General features: G+C 74.6%; 18 protein-coding genes. 8 read left to right on the forward strand and 10 right to left on the reverse strand.

The features are described from left to right. Positions 1-175: 175 nt before the first annotated feature. From C1A33_RS03035 to C1A33_RS03050, 3 genes are all read right to left on the reverse strand, one after another. The gene (locus C1A33_RS03035; protein WP_243407110.1) at positions 176-874 is read right to left on the reverse strand and encodes a hypothetical protein; all 699 of its coding nucleotides are present in this window, start codon (positions 872-874) and stop codon (positions 176-178) included. Between the two features lie 179 nt (positions 875-1053). Continuing rightward, a complete protein-coding gene (locus tag C1A33_RS03045) occupies positions 1054-2100 on the reverse strand; it encodes a hemolysin family protein (protein WP_341477176.1) in 1047 nt (348 codons plus the stop codon). After that, positions 2088-3455, reverse strand: a complete 1368-nt coding sequence (locus tag C1A33_RS03050; RefSeq protein ID WP_101830005.1) for a hemolysin family protein — start codon at positions 3453-3455, stop codon at positions 2088-2090. Before C1A33_RS03050 ends, C1A33_RS03045 begins: the two co-directional genes overlap by 13 nt. A gap of 156 nt (positions 3456-3611) precedes the next feature. Between C1A33_RS03050 and C1A33_RS03055 the strand changes: the two genes are divergently transcribed. After that, entirely contained in the window at positions 3612-4559 is a 948-nt protein-coding gene (locus C1A33_RS03055; protein WP_101830006.1) for a ParA family protein, read from the forward strand. Positions 4560-4717: 158 nt separating this feature from the next. Next, complete coding sequence (locus tag C1A33_RS03060; protein ID WP_243407111.1) at positions 4718-4969, forward strand: hypothetical protein; 252 nt, start codon at positions 4718-4720, stop codon at positions 4967-4969. An 86-nt stretch (positions 4970-5055) separates the two neighbouring features. Here C1A33_RS03060 and C1A33_RS03065 read toward each other — a convergent pair whose 3' ends face one another. Beyond that, positions 5056-6678, reverse strand: a complete 1623-nt coding sequence (locus C1A33_RS03065) for a DEAD/DEAH box helicase (RefSeq protein ID WP_480014304.1) — start codon at positions 6676-6678, stop codon at positions 5056-5058. Positions 6679-7090: 412 nt separating this feature from the next. Between C1A33_RS03065 and C1A33_RS03070 the strand changes: the two genes are divergently transcribed. Then, entirely contained in the window at positions 7091-7783 is a 693-nt protein-coding gene (locus C1A33_RS03070) for a ferritin-like fold-containing protein (protein ID WP_101830008.1), read from the forward strand. A 117-nt stretch (positions 7784-7900) separates the two neighbouring features. Here C1A33_RS03070 and C1A33_RS03075 read toward each other — a convergent pair whose 3' ends face one another. The 4 genes from C1A33_RS03075 to ligD all read right to left on the reverse strand — a co-directional run bounded on the left by C1A33_RS03075 (position 7901) and on the right by ligD (position 10336). Beyond that, positions 7901-8125 carry a DUF3107 domain-containing protein gene (locus tag C1A33_RS03075; protein WP_101830009.1) on the reverse strand — a complete coding sequence of 75 codons (225 nt, stop codon included), beginning with the start codon at positions 8123-8125 and terminating at the stop codon, positions 7901-7903. A 146-nt stretch (positions 8126-8271) separates the two neighbouring features. Beyond that, positions 8272-8937, reverse strand: a complete 666-nt coding sequence (locus C1A33_RS03080) for a TetR/AcrR family transcriptional regulator (protein WP_101830010.1) — start codon at positions 8935-8937, stop codon at positions 8272-8274. Positions 8938-9113: 176 nt separating this feature from the next. After that, a complete protein-coding gene (locus tag C1A33_RS03085; RefSeq protein ID WP_101830011.1) occupies positions 9114-9320 on the reverse strand; it encodes a hypothetical protein in 207 nt (68 codons plus the stop codon). 113 nt (positions 9321-9433) lie between these two features. Beyond that, the gene (gene ligD / locus C1A33_RS03090; RefSeq protein WP_101830012.1) at positions 9434-10336 is read right to left on the reverse strand and encodes a non-homologous end-joining DNA ligase; all 903 of its coding nucleotides are present in this window, start codon (positions 10334-10336) and stop codon (positions 9434-9436) included. A 288-nt stretch (positions 10337-10624) separates the two neighbouring features. On the opposite strand from ligD, the gene ku reads away from it, so the two are divergent. Continuing rightward, the gene (gene ku, locus C1A33_RS03095; protein WP_101830013.1) at positions 10625-11713 is read left to right on the forward strand and encodes a non-homologous end joining protein Ku; all 1089 of its coding nucleotides are present in this window, start codon (positions 10625-10627) and stop codon (positions 11711-11713) included. 20 nt (positions 11714-11733) lie between these two features. Here the strand turns inward: ku and C1A33_RS03100 are convergent, their stop codons facing one another. After that, positions 11734-11907 (reverse strand): CsbD family protein, encoded by a 174-nt coding sequence (locus C1A33_RS03100; RefSeq protein WP_243407112.1) that lies wholly within the window; start codon positions 11905-11907, stop codon positions 11734-11736. 170 nt (positions 11908-12077) lie between these two features. Here C1A33_RS03100 and moeZ point away from each other — a divergent pair, with 170 nt between their 5' ends. Together moeZ and C1A33_RS03110 are read left to right on the forward strand one after the other, a co-directional pair. Continuing rightward, a complete protein-coding gene (gene moeZ / locus C1A33_RS03105; protein WP_101830015.1) occupies positions 12078-13250 on the forward strand; it encodes an adenylyltransferase/sulfurtransferase MoeZ in 1173 nt (390 codons plus the stop codon). Between the two features lie 37 nt (positions 13251-13287). Next, positions 13288-13710 carry an MGMT family protein gene (locus C1A33_RS03110; protein ID WP_243407113.1) on the forward strand — a complete coding sequence of 141 codons (423 nt, stop codon included), beginning with the start codon at positions 13288-13290 and terminating at the stop codon, positions 13708-13710. Between the two features lie 174 nt (positions 13711-13884). On the opposite strand, the gene C1A33_RS03115 is transcribed toward C1A33_RS03110, so the two are convergent. Beyond that, the gene (locus tag C1A33_RS03115) at positions 13885-14634 is read right to left on the reverse strand and encodes an SDR family NAD(P)-dependent oxidoreductase (protein ID WP_101830017.1); all 750 of its coding nucleotides are present in this window, start codon (positions 14632-14634) and stop codon (positions 13885-13887) included. Between the two features lie 88 nt (positions 14635-14722). Between C1A33_RS03115 and C1A33_RS03120 the strand changes: the two genes are divergently transcribed. Together C1A33_RS03120 and C1A33_RS03125 are read left to right on the forward strand one after the other, a co-directional pair. Further along, the gene (locus tag C1A33_RS03120; RefSeq protein ID WP_101830018.1) at positions 14723-18070 is read left to right on the forward strand and encodes an ATP-dependent helicase; all 3348 of its coding nucleotides are present in this window, start codon (positions 14723-14725) and stop codon (positions 18068-18070) included. Beyond that, positions 18067-20700 (forward strand): ATP-dependent helicase (locus C1A33_RS03125; protein ID WP_243407114.1); only part of this gene is annotated, 2634 nt, incomplete at its 3' end. The genes C1A33_RS03120 and C1A33_RS03125, both read left to right, overlap by 4 nt.

The raw sequence follows: 20700 nt of genomic DNA on the forward strand, positions 1-20700 counted from the left end.
GACCCGATCCGAACAATCAACCACGTAGCTGTCTCACCACACGAACGTGCGGAAGACAGGGCTAGGTAGGCCTCGCGACGGCGCCATCCAGGCCCGGACGATCACCACAGGGGCGAGAAACCGTGTTCCCGCGGGAACACCCGGACGGGCCGACCGCCGACCGCCGACCGCCGGCCTAGTCCGTCTGGTTCGGCGTGGTCGGCCCGACCGGGGGAACGGGCGGGGTGGGCAGGGGATAGCCAGCGGAGGCGGCGCGTGCGTGGCCGGCGCGCAGCTCACGCTCCAGCTCGGTGATCGCGGCGCGGGCGCCGCCCCGCCAGGGCAGGCCGCGTGCCGACGGCGACGCGGCGCCCATCGCGACGGGATCCGGCGGGGCATAGCGGCCGCGCAGGTACTCGCCGATCCAGCGCCCCTGCGCACCGGCCAGGTCCGGGGCGTCGCTGAGGTGGAAGACCCAGGCCGTGCGCAGGTCGAACACGCCGCCGAACCGGGGCGAGTCCGCCACGTCCGGCAGCAGCGCGCGGGTGCCGTCCGTCAGCACGACCGCGTCGAAGGTTCCGAGTGACGCCTCGTCGCCGGGAGGGTCGGCTGGTGCGCCGTGGATCTCGAACGGCGGGGCGGCCGGGCTGGTGGTGGTCACGCCGGCGCTCGTCAGGCGCAGCGTGCCCGCGGCCACCTCGACGACGCGGTCGGCGCAGCCATAGGCCGCGAGGGCGGCGAGGGCGGCCGGCGTCACCGGAGCGGGGGTGACAGCGGTCACCGGGAGGCCGCCGTCGACGAGGGCGATCGTCGCGGCGGCGGAGGCGGCGTCGAGGCCGAGGACGGCGACACTGGGAAGTCCGGTCACGACGGGGCACTCTAACGGCTGGTCCATCGGTCACCGTCCGCGTGCCGTGGCGAGGGGCGCACTACGGTGGAACCATGAGCGTCGCGGCCCCCCAGCACGGTGCCCCTGCTGGTCACGGTGGCGCGGGTGCCCCTGCCGCGACGGGGGCGTCGCTGTGGTCGTTCGAGGTGGTGCAGTCGTCGTCGCCCGGAGCGCGCTGAGCCGCGTCATCCGGCGGCGTCGGTCAGTTCGCCGACGAACTGCTCGACGACGTCCTCCATCGTGACGACCCCGACGGTCCGGCCGGACCTGTCGGCGACGCGGCCCAGGTGGCTGCCCGCCCGCTGCATCCGCCGCAGCGCCTGGTCCAGCGGGGTGTCCGTGGCCAGCTCCACCATCTGGTGCAGACGCAGCGGGGCCAGCGGGGTGTCGAGCCGGTCCGCGGGGACGCCCAGCACGTCCTTGGCGTGCAGGAAGCCCGCGATCTCGGCGTCGTCGCCGGGGGGAAGCACCGGGAAGCGGGAGTAGCCCGTTCGGGCGACCACGGCCTCGAGGTCGCGGGCGGAGATGGTCCACGGGACCGTTTCCACCCGTGACAGGGGAACCATCACCGCGCCCACCTCGTGCTCGGACAGTTCCAGAGCGCTGGTGAGACGTTCGTGCTCGGCCTGCTCGAGCAGTCCCTCCTCGGTCGACTCGGCGATGATCGCGGCGAGCTCCCGCGGGCTGTAGGCGGAGGCGAGCTCGTCGCGCGGCGACACCCCCGCCAGCCGCAGCACCCGGTTGGCGAACCCGTTGAGCAGCTGGACGAACGGGCCGGTGGTCCGGGCGAACGCGATCAGCGGCGGCCCGAGCCACAGCAGCGCCCGCTCGGGCCCGGCGATCGCCAGGTTCTTCGGCACGATCTCGCCCAGCACCATGTGCAGCGCGGAGACGATGGTCAGCGCGACCGCGAAGGCGATCACGTGCCGCGCGGCATCCGGCACCCCGAGCGCGTGCAGCAGGTCGACCAGCAGGTGCGCGACCGTCGGCTCGGCCACGGCGCCGAGCGCGAGCGAGCACAGGGTGACGCCGAGCTGGGTGGCGGCCAGCAACGTCGAGAGGTGCCCCAACGCGCCGATCACCGAGCGGGCGCGGCGGTCGCCGGCCTCCACCAGCGGTTCGACCCGGTCGCGGCGCGCGGAGACGATGGCGAACTCGGCGCCCACGAAGAACGCGTTGCCGGCGATCAGGGCCAGCCCGGCGACCAGTGCGAGCAGCGTCACGATGCCCATGCCCGTCCGTCGTCGTCGGCGCGTGGGGTCGGCGTGCCGTGGACGCGCAGCCGCACCCGGTCGATGCGATGGTGGTCGAGCGCGACGACCGTCAGGGACACGTCGCCGATCCGGACCTCGTCGTCGACCCGGGCGAGCCGGCCGAGATGGGCGAGCACCAGGCCGGCGATCGTCTCGTACGGCCCGTCGGGCAGCCGCACGCCGGTGGCCTCGGTGGTCTCGTCCGGGCGCAGCAGGCCGGACAGCACCCAGGCGCGCCGACCCACGGGCACCACGCCGGGTGGGGACGGCAGGTCGTGCTCGTCCACCACCTCGCCGACGAGCTCCTCGACGAGATCCTCCAACGTGACGATGCCGGCCACGCCGCCGTACTCGTCGATGACCGTCGCCAGCTGCAGGCCGTGCCGGCGCAGCCGTGCGAGCAGGGTGTCGCAGTCCAGTGAGGCGGGTACGAGCAGCGGCGCCACCATGAGATCCCGGACGGTCACCGTCCCCCGGCGCTCCGGCGGGATCCGGAACACGTCCTTGACGTGCACCACGCCGGTCACCCCGTCGACACCCTCGATCTCCCCACCCCGCGCCCGCGTGCGGACGGGGAACCGGGAGTGCCCGGAGTCGCGCGCGACCCGCAGCAGCTGCGCGGCGGGCGCGTCGGCGTCGGCCCAGACCGTGCGCACCCGGGGGGTCATCACGTCGGCGGCATCGCGGTCGCCGAAGCGCAGCGAGCGGCGCAACAGGACCGCGGTGCTGGTCGGCAGGGTGCCCTGGCGGGCCGAGGACCGCACGATCGATCCCAGCTCGTCGGGGGAGCGCCCGGCACGCAACTCGTCCTGCGGCTCGACGCCGAGCATCCGCAGGATCGCGCCGGCGCTGGCGTTCAACACCGTGATCAGCGGCCGGGCCAGCCACGAGAACCAGATCTGCCAGCCGGCGACGGCGCGTCCCGCGCGCAGCGGCTCGCTGATCGCCCAGTTCTTCGGCACCAGTTCGCCGAACACCATCTGGCTGACCGTCGCGACGGCGAGGGCGACGGCGAGCGCCAGCACCGAACCCGGCGTCGGCGGCAGGCCGGCCGCCCGTGCCACCGGCCGCAGCAGGGTGGCCAGCGCCGGCTCGGCCAGGTAGCCGACCGCCAGCGAGGTGACGGTGATGCCCAGCTGCGCGCCGGAGAGCTGGAACGACAACGAGTGCACGGCCCGGACCACCGCCCGGGACCGCCGGTCGCCGCCCGCGACGGCCAGCCGCTCGGCCTGATGCGGCTCGATCGCCACCAGGGCGAACTCCGCCGCGACGAACACCGCGTTGGCCGCGATCAGCGCCAGCACGGCGGCGAGGTAGCCGAGTGCCTGGATCACCCGGCGCCGCCGGCGGCGGGTGTGGTCGGGGTCATGGGCGAGCGCTACCCGATCGCGCGGCCCACACACGTCGGGCGGTGCGCCGCCGGACGGCGCGCCGAGATTTCCATCCGCCAGATGTTGTGACCATCCGATTACCCATCCACACTGATCGGCGTGGCCCACATACTCGCGGTAGCGAACCAGAAGGGTGGCGTAGCCAAGACGACGTCGGTGGCCAGCATCGGCGCCGCCCTGACCGAGCTGGGCCGCCGCGTCCTGCTGGTCGACCTCGACCCCCAGGCATGCCTGACCTTCTCGCTCGGACTCGAACCGGATGCCCTCGAACTCTCCGTCCACGATGTGCTGCTCGGCCGGCTGTCCGCCGGCATCGTCGTCACCACGACCGGCGACGGCACCGATCTGCTTCCCGCGACGATCGAGCTGGCCGGCTGTGAGGCGGTGCTGCTCTCGCGCACGGGCCGGGAGCACGCACTGCGCCTCGCTCTCGCCGACGTCGTCGACGCCTACGACTTCGTGCTCATCGACTGCCCGCCGTCCCTCGGCGTGCTCACGATCAACGGGCTGACCGCCGCCGACGAGGTCATCGTCCCGCTGCAGTGCGAGACGCTGTCCCACCGGGGCGTCGGCCAGCTGCTGGACACCGTGCACGACGTGCAGCGGCTGACGAACCCGCGCCTGGCGGTCCGTGGCGTGCTGCCGACCCTGTTCGACGCGCGCACAGCGCACGGCCGGGCCGTGCTCGCCGACGTCCGGGTGCGCTACGGCCTCGCCGTGCTCACCCCACCGATCGCCCGCTCGGTGCGTTTCGCCGAGGCCCCGGGCACGGGACGGTCGATCCTCGCCACCGCCGGCCGCTCCAAGGGGGCCGACGCCTACCGGGTGCACGCACGCGTGATCGCCGGCATGCCGCCCGGTGAGACGGCCGGTGAGATGGCAGGCGGGGTGCCGGGTCCGGTGGCGGCGCGTGATCGGGGTCGGCGCGCTCGGCGCGGTTCCGCGGCGGGTGTGGTGTCGGCGGAGATCAGCATGCCGGCGGAGATCAGCGTGGCGGTGACGGCGTCGGCCGGTGGCGGGGTCGCTCCCGCCGGAGGCGTGCGGTGAGCCGGGGGAGTGCGAGCCGGGGGACTGTGAGCCGGGGGAGTGTCGGCCCTCGGTCCGAGCCGGCGGGTTCCGCCGCGGGCTTCGACCGCCTGCCACGTCGCGGGCCCCGGCCTCCCGGCGCGGGGACGGCGAGTACCGGGACCACCGTGGGGCGGGACGTGCACGGCAAACGTGCCCTGTACAGCGGTGTCCGCCCGACGACGCCGGCGCACGCGAGCCTGCGCGTCGAATGCGGCCGGTGCGGTGAGACCCGGCTGCTCGGCGCGCGGCAGGCACTGCGGACGCTCACGCCCAGCGTGCACCTGCCAGTGCTGCGAGCACGCCACTTCTCGCTGCTGCGCTGCCCGACCTGCCGCCGGGTGAGCTGGGTGCGCCTCGGACTGCACCTGCGGCCCGCAGCCCAGTCCTGACCGTCGCCCAGTCCTGACCAGCCCGGCTGCCGCCCCGCTCCGGCGGGAGGCGGCGAGATCCGGTGCTGGTCAGACGGAGGTGCTGGTCAGGCGGATTCGGCGCGGAGCGGGGCGGCCTCGGCTCCGCCGGCGTCGACCTCCGCGAACTCGGCCAGGTCGGCCAGGTCGGTGGCCTCGCCGCGCACGGCGCCGGTGCCGCGGCCCCGGTTGCCCCGGCGACGGCGGCGGCGCCGGGCCGGCTCGCCGGCGGCGCCGCCGGCCTCGGATGCCAGGGTGGACACGGCGGCGTCGGGTCCGTCGGCGTCCGCGACACCGTTCGCCTCGGCCACCACGCCCACGGCATCGGTGGTGAGATCGGTCACGTCGTTCTCGGCCGCGTCCTCGGCGGCGATCGCCAGGCCGGACGCGGCCGCGGCGGCGCCGGCGCCGCGGGTGCGCCGGCGCGTGCGGGTGCGGGTGGGTACCGGGCGGTCCGCGGCGCGGGACGTCTCGCGCCCGGCGCGGGGGCCACGCCGGCCGCGGCGGGACTCGCCCAGGTCCTCGATGTCCTCCGCGTCGAGGCCGGCACGGGTGCGCGCGGCGTGCGGGAGGGTGCCGGCGGCCTCGGCCGGGATTTCGAGGGCCTCGTACAGGTGCGGCGAGGTGGAGTACGTCTCGACGGGCCCGTCGAACGGGAGGCCGAGAGCCTTGTTCACCAGCGTCCAGCGGGGCAGGTCGTCCCAGTCGACGAAGGTGACGGCGACGCCGGACTCGCCCGCGCGACCGGTGCGGCCGATGCGGTGCAGGTAGACGTTCTCGTCCTCGGGGCACTGGTAGTTGACGACGTGTGTGACGCCGCTGATGTCGATGCCCCGGGCTGCGACGTCGGTGGCGACGAGGACGTCGACCTTGCCGGCGCGGAACGCGCGCAGCGCCTGCTCACGCTGGCCCTGGCCGAGGTCGCCGTGTACGGCCGCGGCGGCGAAGCCGCGCTTGTCCAGCTCCTCGGCGACCTTGTCCGCGGTGCGCCGGGTGCGCACGAAGACCATCGCGAGCCCTCGGCCGGTGGCCTGCAGGACCCGGGCGAGGACCTCCATCTTGTCCAGCGCGTGGGCGCGGAAGACGTGCTGGTGCGTCGTCGGTACCGTGCGGGTCTCGTCCGGCTGCTCGGCGCGGACGTGCACCGGGCGCTGCATGAACCGGCGGGCCAGCGAGATGACCGGGCCGGGCATGGTTGCGGAGAACAGCATGGTCTGCCGGGCAGTCGGAAGCTGCGCCATGATGCGCTCGACGTCGGGCAGGAAGCCCAGGTCGAGCATCTCGTCGGCCTCGTCGAGCACCAGGGTGCGCACGCCGGCGAGGTCGAGGACCTTCTGACGGGCGAGGTCGAGCAGCCGGCCCGGCGTGCCGACGACGACGTCGACGCCGGCGCGCAGCGCGGTCAGCTGCGGCTCGTAGGCGCGGCCGCCGTAGACGGAGATGACGCGCAGGCCGCGGCGCGCGCCCGCACGGGTCACGTCCGCGGTGACCTGGACGCACAGCTCACGGGTGGGGACGACGACGAGTGCCTGCGGCCGGCCGTCGGCGCCTTCGCCGGGGGCCAGCGCGGTCTGCACGACGGGGATGCCGAACGCGAGCGTCTTGCCGGTGCCGGTGCGCGCCTGGCCGATGATGTCGTTGCGCCCGAGCGCGAGGGGGAGCGTCAGCTCCTGGATGGGGAAGGCGTGGATGATGCCCGCTTCAGCGAGCGCCTCGACGGTCTCGGCACGTACGCCGAGGTCGGCGAAGGTTGGCCGCTCGGTGGGCGCGGCGGTCTCGATCGGCTTGTTCGGGGCGGCTAGATCATCTGAAGGTACTGCGGCTGTGACGGACAGCGGGACGCTCCTGGTCTTCTCTGAGCGGTGTCTACGCTGAACCCGCTCACGGTGAGCCGCTAGGCGCCCGCGGCCCGATGTCCGTGTGCCCGGTGCCGAGAATGGCAGCTCTGGGTGCACAGGTGACGAGGCGACGCCTGCTATGCGGCAGCCGAGGTGACATAACGACCTCTGGCCACGCCCTAGCATACCCGGTGTGACGGCGAGTTGGGGGCTCCTTCGCCGAGGATTGCCGACCAGGACGATGCGGGGTGCCAGAATCGCGGCTGTGACGCAGACATCCATCCCGTCGTCCGACCCGCCTCCACAGGGCGGCCTGGCCGAGGCGGACCAGGCGACCGTTGACCTGCTGGGCCTGCTCGCCTACGGCGAACTCACCGCCTTCGAGCGGCTGGCGACCGACGCCCGGATGTCCCCCACCCTCGGCGACAAGATCGCCCTGGCGGCGATGGCGGCCGCCGAGTTCTCCCACTTCCAGGCGGTCTGCGCGGAACTCGACCGGCTCGGCGTCGACCGTGAGCGTGCGATGGCCCCGTTCGTCGCACCGCTGACGACCTTCCACAACTCGACCGCTCCCGCCGACTGGCTGGAGAGCCTGGTCAAGGCGTACGTCGGGGACAACATCGCCGCGGACTTCTACCGGGAGATCGCCGCCCGGCTGCCCGCGCCGTCGCGCGAGATCGTGCTGCGGGTGCTGGACGACACCGGCCATGCCGTCTTCGCGGTCGAGCGGGTGCGGGCCGCGATCGAGGCGAACCCCACCGTCGCCGGACGGCTCGCACTGTGGGCCCGCCGCCTGGTCGGCGAGGCGCTCACCCAGGCCCAGCGGGTGGGCGTCGACCGGGACGCGCTGACCGGCCTGCTCGTCGGGGTCGGCGATCTGGACGCGCTGGCGGCCATCTTCAACCGCATCATGGCGGCGCACGGTCGCCGGATGTCCGCCCTGGGTCTGTCCGCCTAGGTCTGTCCGCCTGGGCCAGTCCACCCGGGGAAGGGCTCCCGCGGCCGCGGACGGGTTGGCCGGGCCGGGCCTGGCCGGACTGGGAGCCCGGCCAGGCCAGCCGCGGTCAGTGGGAGCTCAGGCGCCGAAACCCACCCGCCGCTGCGAGGAGGCGGCGATTTCCACGTAGGCCAGGGACGACACCGGCACCACCACCAGCCGCCCCTTGTCGTCGATGAGGCTCAGCACGCCACTGTCGGCCTTGATCGCCTCGCTCACCAGCGCGGCGACGGCCTCCGCGGTCTGGTCGCTCTCCAGCACCAGCTCCCGGGTGACCTGCCGCACGCCGATCTTGACCTCCACCGAATGACCTCCGCCTTCGTCGGACCAGCACGCCGGCGGACATCCGCCGCCGAGGTTGGATCACCGCCCACACTATGGCTTCCGGGACTTCTCCACCGGGACGGGAGTGGCGTGTTCGCTGCGGGCACACCATGCCTCACCCGCGCCTAGCGTTGCTGGCCGTCCCGCCCGGATGGTTCCCGCTCCTGGCGGGGATAGCCCCCGATGCCGCGCCAGGCGAGCTCGACCATCGACTCGATGGCCTGTTCCTTGGGCACGGTGCCGCCGCGGACCAGCCACCAGCGCGAGGCCGTCTCCGCGAGGCCCACCAGGCCGACAGCGAGCAGGTCGGCCTCGTCCTGGGTCAGCCCGGTGTCGGCGACGATCGTCGCCGCGATGGAGCGCACGCACTGGGCGAACGCGGTCTCGATGCGCTGGCGCACCACCGGCTCGCTGCGCAGGTCCGACTCCAGCACGAGCTGGTGCGCCCCGGACGGGTCGTTGACGAAGTCGAAGTACGCCCGCACCGACCGGGCGATGCGCGTGTGGTTGTCCGTCGTCGAGGCGAGGGCCTCCTGCACGCTGGTGACCAGCTGTGTGGCGTGCTCGTCGAGCAGCGCCAGGTAGAGCTCCAGCTTGCCGGGGAAGTGCTGGTAGAGCACAGGTTTGCTGACGCCGGCCCGCTCGGCGATCTCGTCCATGGCCGCCGCGTGGTAACCCTGGGCCACGAAGACCTCGCGGGCGGCGCCGAGCAGCTGAAAGCGGCGAGCGGTGCGGGGGAGCCGGGGAGTCCTGCCCGGCCGCGTACCGGGCGAGGCTGGCTCGGCCGTCACCGGCGCACCTCCTGGTCGATGCGGACAACACTATCGCCGAATCCCGGTGGGGTGGCGACACCGGAGGCGCCCCCGCACCGGTGATCGGCTCACTCTCGCACAGCACCCCGTCCGCGGACCGTCCGCGCCCCCACCCCCGGGCGGGCCCGCGTCGCGCGCGGTCGGCCGCGGGTGGTTCAGCGGTAGTCGTCCTCGTCCATCTCGACGATGATGCTCTGCTCGACCAGGTCGAACTCGTCGACCTCGGCGGGTGGTGCGGCCGGCGCGCTGGGCCGGCCGGCGGCGGTCTGCGGCGGGCGGACCTCGCGGGCCTGCTCGGCGGCGTCGGCGTCCGGCGCCTCCAGGGGAAGTCCGGAGGCGGGCAGATCGGTGGGTGCACTCATGGGGACGTCCTCCTGCGCTCGTCGGTGCGGCGCCCGTGACCACGGGCGCCGGCGTTGGGACGGTGCGGACCGCGGCGGGGTCCGCACCGCGATGTGCCCGGGATGGGGACGTCTCACGCGGAACCGTCCTGACCGTCCGGCGTGCCCAGCAGAGTGGCGAACAGGTCGCCGTGCTCGTCCACCCGGCGCAGCACGTCGTCGGCGGTGAAGGTGAGGTCCTCGGGCCGGCGGGCGGCGCGGACCTCGTCCCAGCTCACCGGCGTGGACACGGTGGGCCGCTCGCGCCCGCGCAGCGAGTAGACGCTGACCGTGGTCTTCGCCGGGTTGTTCTGCGACCAGTCCAGCAGGACCCGGCCGCCGCGCAGGTCCTTGCGCATGTTGGCCACCACGAGGTCGGGGTGGTCGCGCTGCAGCTGGTTGGCGAGGGTGCGCATGTCCGCGCGGACCTGCATGGACGTCCGCCCGTCGGTGACCCGGCCGTACACCTGCAGGCCCTTCGAGCCGCTGGTCTTCACGCACAGCGGTGCCGGCAGCACCTCGCGCAGCAGCTCGGCCACCCGGGCACAGTCGACGACGGTGGCCGGCGGGCCCGGGTCCAGGTCGGCGACGACGAGGTCGGGCAGGCCGGTGGAGATCCGCCACATCGGCGTGTGCAGCTCGAGCGCGGCCAGGTTGGCGAGCCACATCAGGGTCGGCCGGTCGGTGGCGACCAGGTAGTCGATCGTCGAGCGGTCCTTGGTCGAGCCGGGGGAGGGCAGGGTCGCGACCATCGTCCAGTCCGGGCGGTGGGACGGGGCGTTCTTGGTGAAGAAGCTCGACTCGGCGACCCCGTTGGGGAAGCGGACGACGGTGAGCGGCCGGTCGGTCAGGTGCGGCACCGCCACCGGGCTGATCCGCCGGTAGTAGTCGATGACCTGGGCCTTCGTGAAGCCGGCGGCCGGATAGAGGACCTTGTCGAGGTTCGACAGCCGCAGCCGCCGGCCGTCGACCTCCACGGACGCCGGGGTAGCGCTCACGACTGCGTCCCTATCCACTGGTGGTGCGCCCGGTCGGGCCCGGCCCGCAGGTGTGTCGGCCTGGTCGCGCGGCGCACCACGATGGTGCGGCCGATCCGTGCGGGAGGGAAGCCGCGCGCCGCCGCGCGACGCGGGGCGTGACCGGGTGCGTCGTCCGGGATGTGCCCCGACCGCGATCCGCCGCGCGGCCATCCACGACCGCTGACAACTTCGGACGATTCCCTCATCTGGCTTACTCGTGGGTGTCCCGTGGGTCACCATGGTGGGTAATCGACGTGAGGGGCGAACATGCGTTCGATCTGGAAGGGTGTCATCTCTTTCGGTCTGGTGTCGATCCCCGTCCGGCTGTACTCGGCCACGCAAGAGCGGGACGTCGCGTTTCACCAGGTCAGACGGTCGGACGGCTCCCGCATCCGGTACCGGCGCGTCGCCGAGGCCGATGGTGGCGAGGTCAGCTACGCCGACATCGCCAAGGGCTACGAGCTTCCCGACGGCCAGACGGTCGTCCTCACCGACGAGGACTTCGCCAACCTGCCGCTGTCCACCTCCAAGGCGATCGACGTGCTCGAGTTCGTCCCGCTGGAGCAGGTCGACCCGATCTACTTCGCCAAGAGCTACTACGTCGAGCCGGACCGGACCGGGGCAAAGCCCTATGTCCTGCTGCGCGACGCGCTGGCCGAGTCGGGCCGCGTGGCGCTGGTGAAGATAGCTCTGCGTCAGCGCGAGCAGCTCGCGACGCTCCGGGTGCGTGACGGCGTCTTCGTCCTGGAGACGATGATCTGGCCGGACGAGGTGCGCGAGCCGGACTTCCCGTTCCTCGACGAGGAGGTCGAGGTCCGCCCGCAGGAGCTGGCGATGGCGTCCTCGCTCATCGAGACCCTCGCCGCCGACTTCGACCCCGGCCGCTTCTCCGACGAGTACCGCGACGCGCTGCAGGCCGTCATCGACGCCAAGATCGCCGGTCGTGAGATCGTGAGCCCGCCGGGTGCCGAGGAGCGGGAACCGGTCGGCGACCTGATGGCCGCCCTGCGCGCCAGCATCGCCGCCGCGCGCAAGGACCATCCGAACGGCGCCGCCGCCGACGAGGAACCCGCCGCCCAGGCCGCCGACGGGGACTCCGCCGCAGGCAGGGGCGCCACGGCTGGCAGGCGAGCGGCGGGCAGGACCGCGGCCGGCAAGGCACCGGCGGGCAAGACGCCGGCCGGCAGGACTGCGGCGGGCAAGACACCGGCCGGTAGGGCTGCGGCCGGCAGGACGGCGGCGGGCAAGTCGACACCGAACAAGACGACGCCGAACAAGACGACGCCGAACAAGAACACGGGCGGCAAGACCGCGACCGGCAAGACCACCACGCATCCCACGAGGCGTTCCGCCTGACCAGGCCACTGGCCGGCGGCTCAGCGGCGGAAGGAGTCCTTGACCTTCTCGCCGGCCTGGCGCAGGTCGGCGACGGTGCGCTCGCCGCGGCCCTCGCCCTGCGTGCCCGGGTTGCCGGTGGCCTTGCCCGCGCTCTCCTTGCCCCGCCCGCGCAGCTCGTCCATCTTGTTCCTGACCTTGTCGACGAAGGACACGGCGCTCAACTCCCTGGGTAGGTGCGTGCACTCCATCGTCGGTCTACCCATCGGTGTTCGGGGAACACGCCGGCCGTCGCGGGCGCTGTACGAACGGATGGCTCATTCGCGACGACGCCGCGCGCCGATATGGCATCGTCGAGGAACGACAGCGAACGCGAGGAGCAAGCGTGTCCCTTCCGCCCCTGGTCGAGCCCGCCGAGGGCCTGACCGTCGACGAGGTCCGCCGGTACTCGAGGCACCTGATCATCCCGGACGTCGCCATGGACGGCCAGAAGCGGCTGAAGAACGCCCGAGTGCTGGCCGTCGGCGCCGGCGGTCTCGGCTCGCCGACGCTGATGTACCTGGCCGCCGCCGGTGTCGGCACGCTCGGGATCGTGGAGTTCGACACGGTCGACGAGTCGAACCTGCAGCGCCAGATCATCCACGGCCAGTCCGACGTCGGCCGCTCCAAGGCCGAGTCCGCGCGCGACTCCGTGCTCAACATCAACCCGTATGTCAACGTCGTGCTGCATGAGACGCGGCTGGACACCTCCAACGTCATGGAGATCTTCAGCCAGTACGACCTCATCGTCGACGGGACCGACAACTTCGCCACCCGGTACCTGGTCAACGATGCGGCCGTGCTGCTCGGCAAGCCGTACGTCTGGGGCTCGATCTACCGGTTCGACGGGCAGGCCAGCGTCTTCTGGTCCGAGCACGGACCGTGCTACCGCTGCCTCTACCCCGAGCCCCCGCCCCCCGGGATGGTCCCGTCCTGCGCCGAGGGCGGCGTGCTCGGCGTGCTGTGCGCGTCCATCGCCTCGATCCAGACGACGGAGGCCATCAAGCTGCTCACCGGCGTGGGCGACCCGCTGGTCGGCCGGCTGATGGTGTACGACGCACTCGAGATGACCTACCGGTCGATCAAGGTCCGCAAGGACCCGGAGTGCCCGCTGTGCGGGAAGAACCCGTCGATCACCGAGCTCATCGACTACGAGGCGTTCTGCGGCGTGGTCTCCGAGGAGGCCCAGCTCGCCGCGGCCGGCTCGACGATCACCGCCGCCGAGCTGAAGGGCTGGCTGGACGCGGGCGAGCCGATCGAGCTGGTCGACGTCCGTGAGCCCGCCGAGTGGGAGATCGTGCGCATCCCCGGCGCCCGGCTGATCCCCAAGGGCGACCTGCCGGCGCACCTCGCCGAGCTGCCGCAGGACCGCCGGGTGGTCGTCTACTGCAAGTCCGGGGTGCGCTCCGCCGACGCGCTGGCGACCCTCAAGAACGCTGGCTTCGCCTCCGCGGTGCACGTCCAGGGCGGCGTGACGGCCTGGGCCACCCAGGTCGACAAGACTCTCCCGGTCTACTGAGCCTGCCGGTCCACTGAGCGCGGCGGCCGATCGAGACGTGAGCGGACCCAGAGCCCGGCGCGACACGCCACCACCCAGCGTGTCCGCCGGGCTCGGCACCCGGGTCGGGGTCCACCTCGGCGGCGCCGAGCCCAGCCCGCATGCGCGGGAGGTGCTGGACGCCGTCGCCCAGATCCCCCGCGGCAAGGTCATGACCTACGGTGACGTCGCCGAGTTCGTCGGCACCGGCACCGGCCGCACTGTCGGCGCCGTCCTCTCCCGCTACGGCGACGACGACATCCCCTGGCACCGCGTCATCCGCGCCTCCGGCGAGCCGAATCCGGCCAATCCCACCGAGGCGCTGCGCCGCCTCGTCGTCGACGGGACGCCCCTGCGCGAGGGCGGCGAGCGCGTCGACCTCGCCGCCGCCCGCTGGGACGGCACTTCCGCCCGCTGGGACGGCACTTCCGCCCGCTGGTGAGGGCACCGCCGTCCGCTGGGACGGCACTTCCGCCCGCTGGCGACGGCACCGCCGCCTTTACCGGGCTGGCGTCCGCCTTGCTCAGCCGAAGATCAGTGTCAGGCCGCGTAGCTGCCGGCCCGGCCTCAGGTGCTCGATCGGCTGTGATCAGCCGGCGTCCTGGTGCGGCGGGTCTCAGCGGGCGGACAGGCCGCCGTCGGCGAGGTAGACGCTGCCGGTGACCAGGCTCGCCCGGTCGGAGAGCAGGAAGACGACGACCTCGGCGACCTCGTTGACGGTGCCGAGCCGGTTGATCGGGGTGAGCAGCGCCGCGCCCCGCTGCGGGCGGCCGTCGACGTGGATCAGTGCCGTGTCGACGAAGCCGGGGGCGACCGCGTTCACCCGGATGCGGCGCGCCGCGTACTCCAGGGCGGCGGTCTTGGTCAGCCCGACCACGCCGTGCTTGGCGGCGACGTAGGGCGCGGAACCGGCGAAGCCGACCATCCCGAGCACCGAGGCCATGTTGACGATCGAGCCGCCCGTGCCGCCGTGCAGCATGGCGGTGATCTCCGCGCGCATGCTGTAGAAGACGCCGGACAGGTTCACGTCGAGCACCCGCTGCCAGTCCTCGGCGGGGGTGGTGCCGACGGGCTCGCGCCCGGCCGTGACGCCGGCGTTGTTCACGGCCAGGTCAAGCTTGCCGAACGTGCCGACGGCGGCCTGTACGGCACGCTCCATCGCGTCCGGGTCGGTCACGTCGGCCTCGACGGCGATGGCGTCGCCGCCGCCGCGCTCGATCTGGGCCGCCACTTCCTTGATCCCGTCCGGCTGGCGGTCGGTGACCACGACCTGAGCCCCCGCGCTCGCCAGCAGGCGCGCGCAGGCCGCGCCGATACCGGAGGCCGCTCCGGTGACGAGGGCGACCCTGCCGCTGCATTCGGTCATGGTCGATGACAGTGCCATGCCAGCCGGGGCCCGTGCACGCCGGCCCACCCGTTCGGGCATTGTCGGACCCGCGTGATGTTCTGTACGGGTGCCCCCCGCGTCTGCCCCGCCCGCCTCCCGCGGCACGTCCCGCGCCGGTTACCGGCTGCTGCCGGCCCCGGTCGCCGCGCCCGCCCGGCTCGTCGCCGATGCCGCCCAGCGGCAGGTGATCGAGCATGCCGGCGGCCCGCTGCTGGTGCTCGCCGGGCCGGGCACGGGCAAGACGGCCACGCTGGTCGAATCCGTCGCCGCGCGGGTCGAGGCGGGCGCCGATCCGCGGTCGATCCTGGTGCTCACCTTCAGCCGGCGGGCCGCCGCCGAACTGCGGGAGCGGATCACCGCGCGGCTCGGCCCGGCCGGCGGCGGCCGCGGGCCGGGGGCGTGGACCTTTCACGCCTGGTGTCTGGCGCTGCTGCGGGCGCACGACCGGCCGGCGCCGAGCGGCGGTTTCCGGCTGCTGTCCGGTCCGGAGCAGGACGCCCGGCTGCGGGAGCTCATCGACGGCTCCCGGGAGGACGGCCGCCCGGCCTGGCCACCGGCGCTGGCCCGCTGCCTGGGGACGCGTGGGTTCACCGAGGAGGTGCGGGCGCTGCTCGCCCGCGCCCGCGAGGTCGGGCTGGAGCCGGTCGGGCTCGCCCAGCTGGCCCGGCGCACCGCGCGGCCGGAATGGTCGGCGCTCGCCGAGTTCTACGAGATGTACCTGGACGTGTTCGGCTTCGAGGGCGCACTCGACTACGCGGACCTGGTGCACCGGGCCGCCGCCGTCGCGGGCGGCGCCGAGGCCGCGGACGCGCTGCGCACCCGCTATCGGCACGTCTTCGTCGACGAGTACCAGGACACGGATCCGGCGCAGGAGCGGCTGCTGCGGGCCCTTGCCGGCGGCGGCGGTGACCTGGTCGCCTTCGGGGATCCGGACCAGTCGATCTACGCCTTCCGCGGCGCCGAGGTGGCCGGCCTGCTCGACTTCCCCCAGCGCTTCCCGACCGCCGACGGCCGCCCGGCGCCGATCGTCGCGCTGCGCACCTGCCGGCGGATGGCGCCGGCGCCGCTGCTCGCGAGCCGCCAGGTCGCGCGGCGCCTGCCGGCCGCGGGCCTGCCCGTGCCGGCACTGCGCGCCCACCGGGACCTGACCGGGCGGGCCGATCTGGGCGACGGCCTGGTCGAGGCGCGCACCTACCCGTCGGCGGGCGCGGAGGCCGAGGCCGTCGCCGACCTGCTGCGCCGCGAGCATCTGGAGCGCGGCACCCCGTGGCGGGCGATGGCGGTGCTGGTGCGTACGGCGGAGCGGATCGGCCGGCTGCGCCGGGCCCTCGTCGCCGCGGGCGTCCCCGTCAGCGTGGACGGCGACGACCTGCCGGTGGCGCAGGAGCCGGCCGCCGCCCTGCTGCTGCTCGCCCTGCGCTGCGCCGACGACCCGGCCGGCGCGCTCACCGCCGACGCGGCCCGCACCCTGTTGACCTCCCCGCTCGGCGGGGCCGACCCCGCCGGCGTGCGCGAGCTGGGTCGGGCGCTGCGCGCCTTCGACCGGGACGGTGGCGCCATCCAGCCCGCCGCGTCCGCGGAGCTGGTGCGCGACGCCGTCGCCGATCCCGACCGCCTGCTGCTGCGCGTCCCGGACGAGGTCGCCCGGCCGGCGCGGCGGGTCGGCGGGCTGCTGCGGGCGGGCCGGCGCGCGCTGCGCGATCCCGACGGCACCCCGGAGCAGGCGCTGTGGGAGCTGTGGTCGGCCAGCGGCTGGCAGGAGCGCCTCGTCGCGGCGTCGGCCGGCGGGGGCGCGGCGGGCCGGGCCGCGGACCGTGACCTCGACGCGGTCGTGGCCCTGTTCGACGCCGTCGCCCGGCTGGCGCAGCGCCGCGGCCGCGGCGCCGGTGCCGCGCTGCTGGTCGACGAGCTCGGCCGGCAGCAGATCGCGGCCGAGTCCATCGCGCCGGTCGGGGAGGACGCACGGCGCGGCGGGGTTCGGCTGCTGACGGCGCACCGGTCCAAAGGACTGGAATGGGATGTCGTCGCCGTCTGTGGGGTGCAGGACGGCGCCTGGCCCGACCTGCGGGAGCGGCACTCGCTGCTCGGCGCCGAGGAGCTCGACGCGCCGGCCCGTGGCGGGCTGCGGCCGCCGCTGACCCGCCAGGACCTGCTCGCCGACGAGCGTCGCCTGTTCTACGTGGCGCTCACCCGGGCCCGGCGCCGGGTGCTGGTGACCGCGGTCGACAGCCCCGACGAGGATGGCAGCCGGCCCAGTCGCCTGCTCGAGGAGCTCGGCGTCCCGGTCGAGGCCGTCCTCGGCCGCCCGCCCCGGCCGCTGACGCTCGTCGCCCTCGTCGCCACCCTGCGCCGGCTCGCCACGGAGCCGACGTCGAGCCCGGCGTTGCGCGGCGCCGCCCGCCGGCGGCTGGCCGCGCTCGCCGCAGCCCGTGATGACGCCGGCCGCCCGCTGGCCCCCGCGGCGCATCCGCGCACCTGGTGGGGGCTGCTGGAGGTGACGACCTCGGACGTGCCGGTCGTCGCGCCGGACGCGCCGCTGCGGCTGTCCGGCTCGTCGCTGTCGAGCATCGGCGCGTGCTCGCTGCGCTGGTTCCTGGAGCACGAGGCGCACGCGGTCACCGTCTCGTCGACCGCGCAGGGCTTCGGCAAGGTGGTGCACGCCCTCGCCGACGAGGTCACGACGGGCCGCACCCCGGCGGATCTGGCGGCCCTCGACGCCCGGCTCGACACCGTCTGGCGCCACCTCGACTACGAGGCCCGCTGGCGCAGCGAGCAGGAGCGGGGCGCCGCCCGCGAGGCGCTCGCCCGCTTCCTGGACTGGCACGCCGCCGAGCGCGGGCGCCGCGTCGCGGGCGCCGAGGTCAGCTTCACCGCCCGGCTGACCGTCGCCGGGCGCGACGTGCTGCTGCGCGGCTTCATCGACCGCCTGGAACTCGACGGTGAGGGCCGGGTGCACGTCATCGACTTCAAGACCGGCCGCACCGCGCCGAGCCGCGCCGAGCTCGCCGTCCACCCGCAGCTCGGCAGCTACCAGCTCGCCGTCCGCGCCGGCGCCCTCGACAGCGCCCTCGACAGCGCCCTGGCCGCCGCGCGAACCCCAGACGGCACCCCGGCAGGGCCGGGGGGCGCGCAGCCGGCGGAGCCCGGGGGAGCCGAGCTGGTCCAGCTGAGGCTGGATACCGGCGGTGACAACCGGGCGCCCCGGCTGCCCGGGGAGGCGCCCGGACCGCCGCAGGTCCAGGCCCAGGAGCCGCTGCCGGCCACCGGCGAGACCTGGATGGACCAGGCCATCGGTGAGGCGGTGCGCGTCGTCGACGCCGAGGCGTTCCGGCCCACGCCCGGCGACCAGTGCCCGGTATGCACCTTCCAGGCGAGCTGCCCGGCCCGCCCGGAGGGACGGCAGGTGGTGGAGTGAGCGCGCTGGGCACCGGCGCGCGTGGGCCGGCCCAGCCGTTCCTGCCCGGCTTCGGCCTCGGTTCGGACGACGAGAGCCCCACCGGCCCGGCCCGGCCGCGGCTCGAACCGGACGACCTGCGTGACCTGCTGGAGGTGCCCTACACCGACGAGCAGATCGCCGCCGCCGCCGCGCCGCTGGAACCCGGGGTGATCGTGGCGGGCGCGGGCTCGGGAAAGACCTCGGTGATGGCGGCGCGGGTGGTCTGGCTGGTGGCCACCGGTCAGGTCCGCCCCGACCAGGTGCTCGGGCTGACGTTCACGACGAAGGCCGCCGCGGAGCTCGCCGGCCGAGTGCGCCTCGCCCTGCGGCGGGCGGGGGCCGCCGGCGCCACCGGCCTGCCCGTCCCACCGCCGGCCGCGGGGGTGGATCTCGGGGTGGACGCGGACGTCGACGGCGAGCCGATCGTCGCCACCTACCACGCCTACGCCGGGCGGCTCGTCGTCGACAACGCGCTGCGCCTCGGCCTGGAGCCGGACATCGCGCTGCTCAGCGGCGCGGCCCGCTACCAGCTCGCCGCCCGCGTGGCACGTGCCCACGGCGGGACGGTGCGGGCGCTGACCCGCTCCCTGGCCGCCGTCGTCGGCGACATCGTCGCGCTCGACGCCGAGATGAGCGAGCACCTCGTCGACCCGGATGCGCTCGCCGCCTTCGACGCCACCGTCGCCGAGGAGGCACTGGCCGCGCTGGCCAGCGCCCAGGGCCGGCACGGGACGAAGGGCGTCCGGGACCGGCTGCGCCGCTACGCGCACACCGCGCGCGGCCGGCGCGAACTCGCCGCGCTCGTCGCCGAGTACCGCGCCGCCCGCCGCGACCACAACGTCCTCGACTTCGGCGACCAGGTCACCTACGCGGCCCGCATCGCCGAGACGATGCCGGAGGTCGGCCGGGCCGAGCGGGCCCGCGCCGCCGTCGTCCTGCTCGACGAGTACCAGGACACCTCCGTCGCCCAGCGCCGCATGCTCGCCGGCCTGTTCGGCGGCGGCCATCCCGTCACCGCCGTCGGCGATCCGTGCCAGGCGATCTACGGCTGGCGGGGCGCCTCGGTGGCCAACCTCGACCATTTCCCCACCCATTTCCCCCGGACCGACGGCACGCCGGCGACCGTCTACGAGCTGTCGGTCAACCAGCGCAGCGGCGGCCGGCTGCTGGAGCTCGCCAACACGGTCGCCGCGCCGCTGCGTGCCCGCCACCGGGTCGTCGAGCTGCGCCCGCGAGCCGACGTCGCCGAGCGCGGCGAGACGGTCGTCGCGCTGCACGACAGCTGGGACGACGAAGTGTCCTGGCTCGCCGGCCAGCTGCGCCGGGTCGTGGCCGCCGGCACCGCGCCGGGCGCCATCGCCGTCCTCGTCCGCGCGCGCGGTGACATCCCGCCGCTGCTGGCCGCGCTGCAGGCCGTCGGCCTGCCGGTCGAGGTCGTCGGCCTGACCGGCCTGCTCACCGTGCCCGAGGTCGCCGAGATCGTGGCGGTGCTGGAGACCCTCGACGCCCCCACCGCGAACGCCGCGCTCGTCCGTCTGCTCACCGGCCCGCGGGTGCGCCTGGGACCGCGTGACCTGGCCGCGCTTGGCCGCCACGCCCGCGAGGTCGTCCGCCGCCCACCCGAACGGGACGACGGGCTGCCGGAGCGCGGCGACCCGCTGGCCGCGGCCGTGGCCGATGTCGACCCGGCGGACGTGGTCGCGCTGTCCGACGTCCTCGCCGAGCCGGGGCCGGAGATCTCCGCCGAGGGCCGCGCGCGGGTGCGTCGCCTCGGCGCCGAGATCGAAGCGCTGCGCCGCCACGTCGGCGAGGGGCTGCTCGACCTGTGCCACCGGGTCATCGCCACGATCGGCCTGGACGTCGAGCTGACCGCCACCGAGGCTGCCGTGCGCGCCCGCCGGCAGGACAACGTCGCCGCCTTCCTCGACGTCGCCGCCTCCTTCACCGACCCGGACGGCACGACGTCCCTGCACGGCTTTCTCGGCTTCCTGCGCGCCGCGCGCGAGCACGAGCGCGGCCTCGACGTCACCGGTCCCTCCGGCGCCGACGCCGTCGCCCTGATGACCATGCACCGGTCCAAGGGCCTGGAATGGGAGGTCGTCGCGGTCCCGAACCTCAGCGAGAAGGTCTTCCCCGACGTCACCGCCCGCGACCAGTGGGCGACCTCGCCCGGCGTGCTGCCGATCCCGCTGCGCGGCGACGCCGCCGACCTGCCTGCCATCCGCATCTCCGACCAGAAGGCCGATCACGACGCCGCCGTGGCCGACGCGAAGGCGTACGCCGAGCGGGAGGAACGCCGGCTCGCCTACGTCGCCGTCACCCGGGCGAAGTCGTTGCTGTTCGCCAGCGGGCACTGGTGGGGACCGGCGCAGAAACGCCCGCGCGGCGCGTCGGTCTTCCTCGAGGAACTGGCCGAGCACGCGCGCGGCGGGGGCGGTCGGGTCGACGGGTGGGCGCCACGCCCGGCGGAGACGTCCAACCCGGCGCTCGCGATCCCGACGGAGTTCGCCTGGCCGATCCCGTACGAGCCGGAACCGTTCGCCCGCCGCCGGGAGGCGGCCCGCGAGGTCCTCGCCCGCCTTGACGCCGCCCTCGCGCCCGCCCCGCGC

The sequence above is a fragment of the Frankia canadensis genome, assembly GCF_900197875.1.
GTDB lineage: Bacteria > Actinomycetota > Actinomycetes > Frankiales > Frankiaceae > Frankia > Frankia canadensis.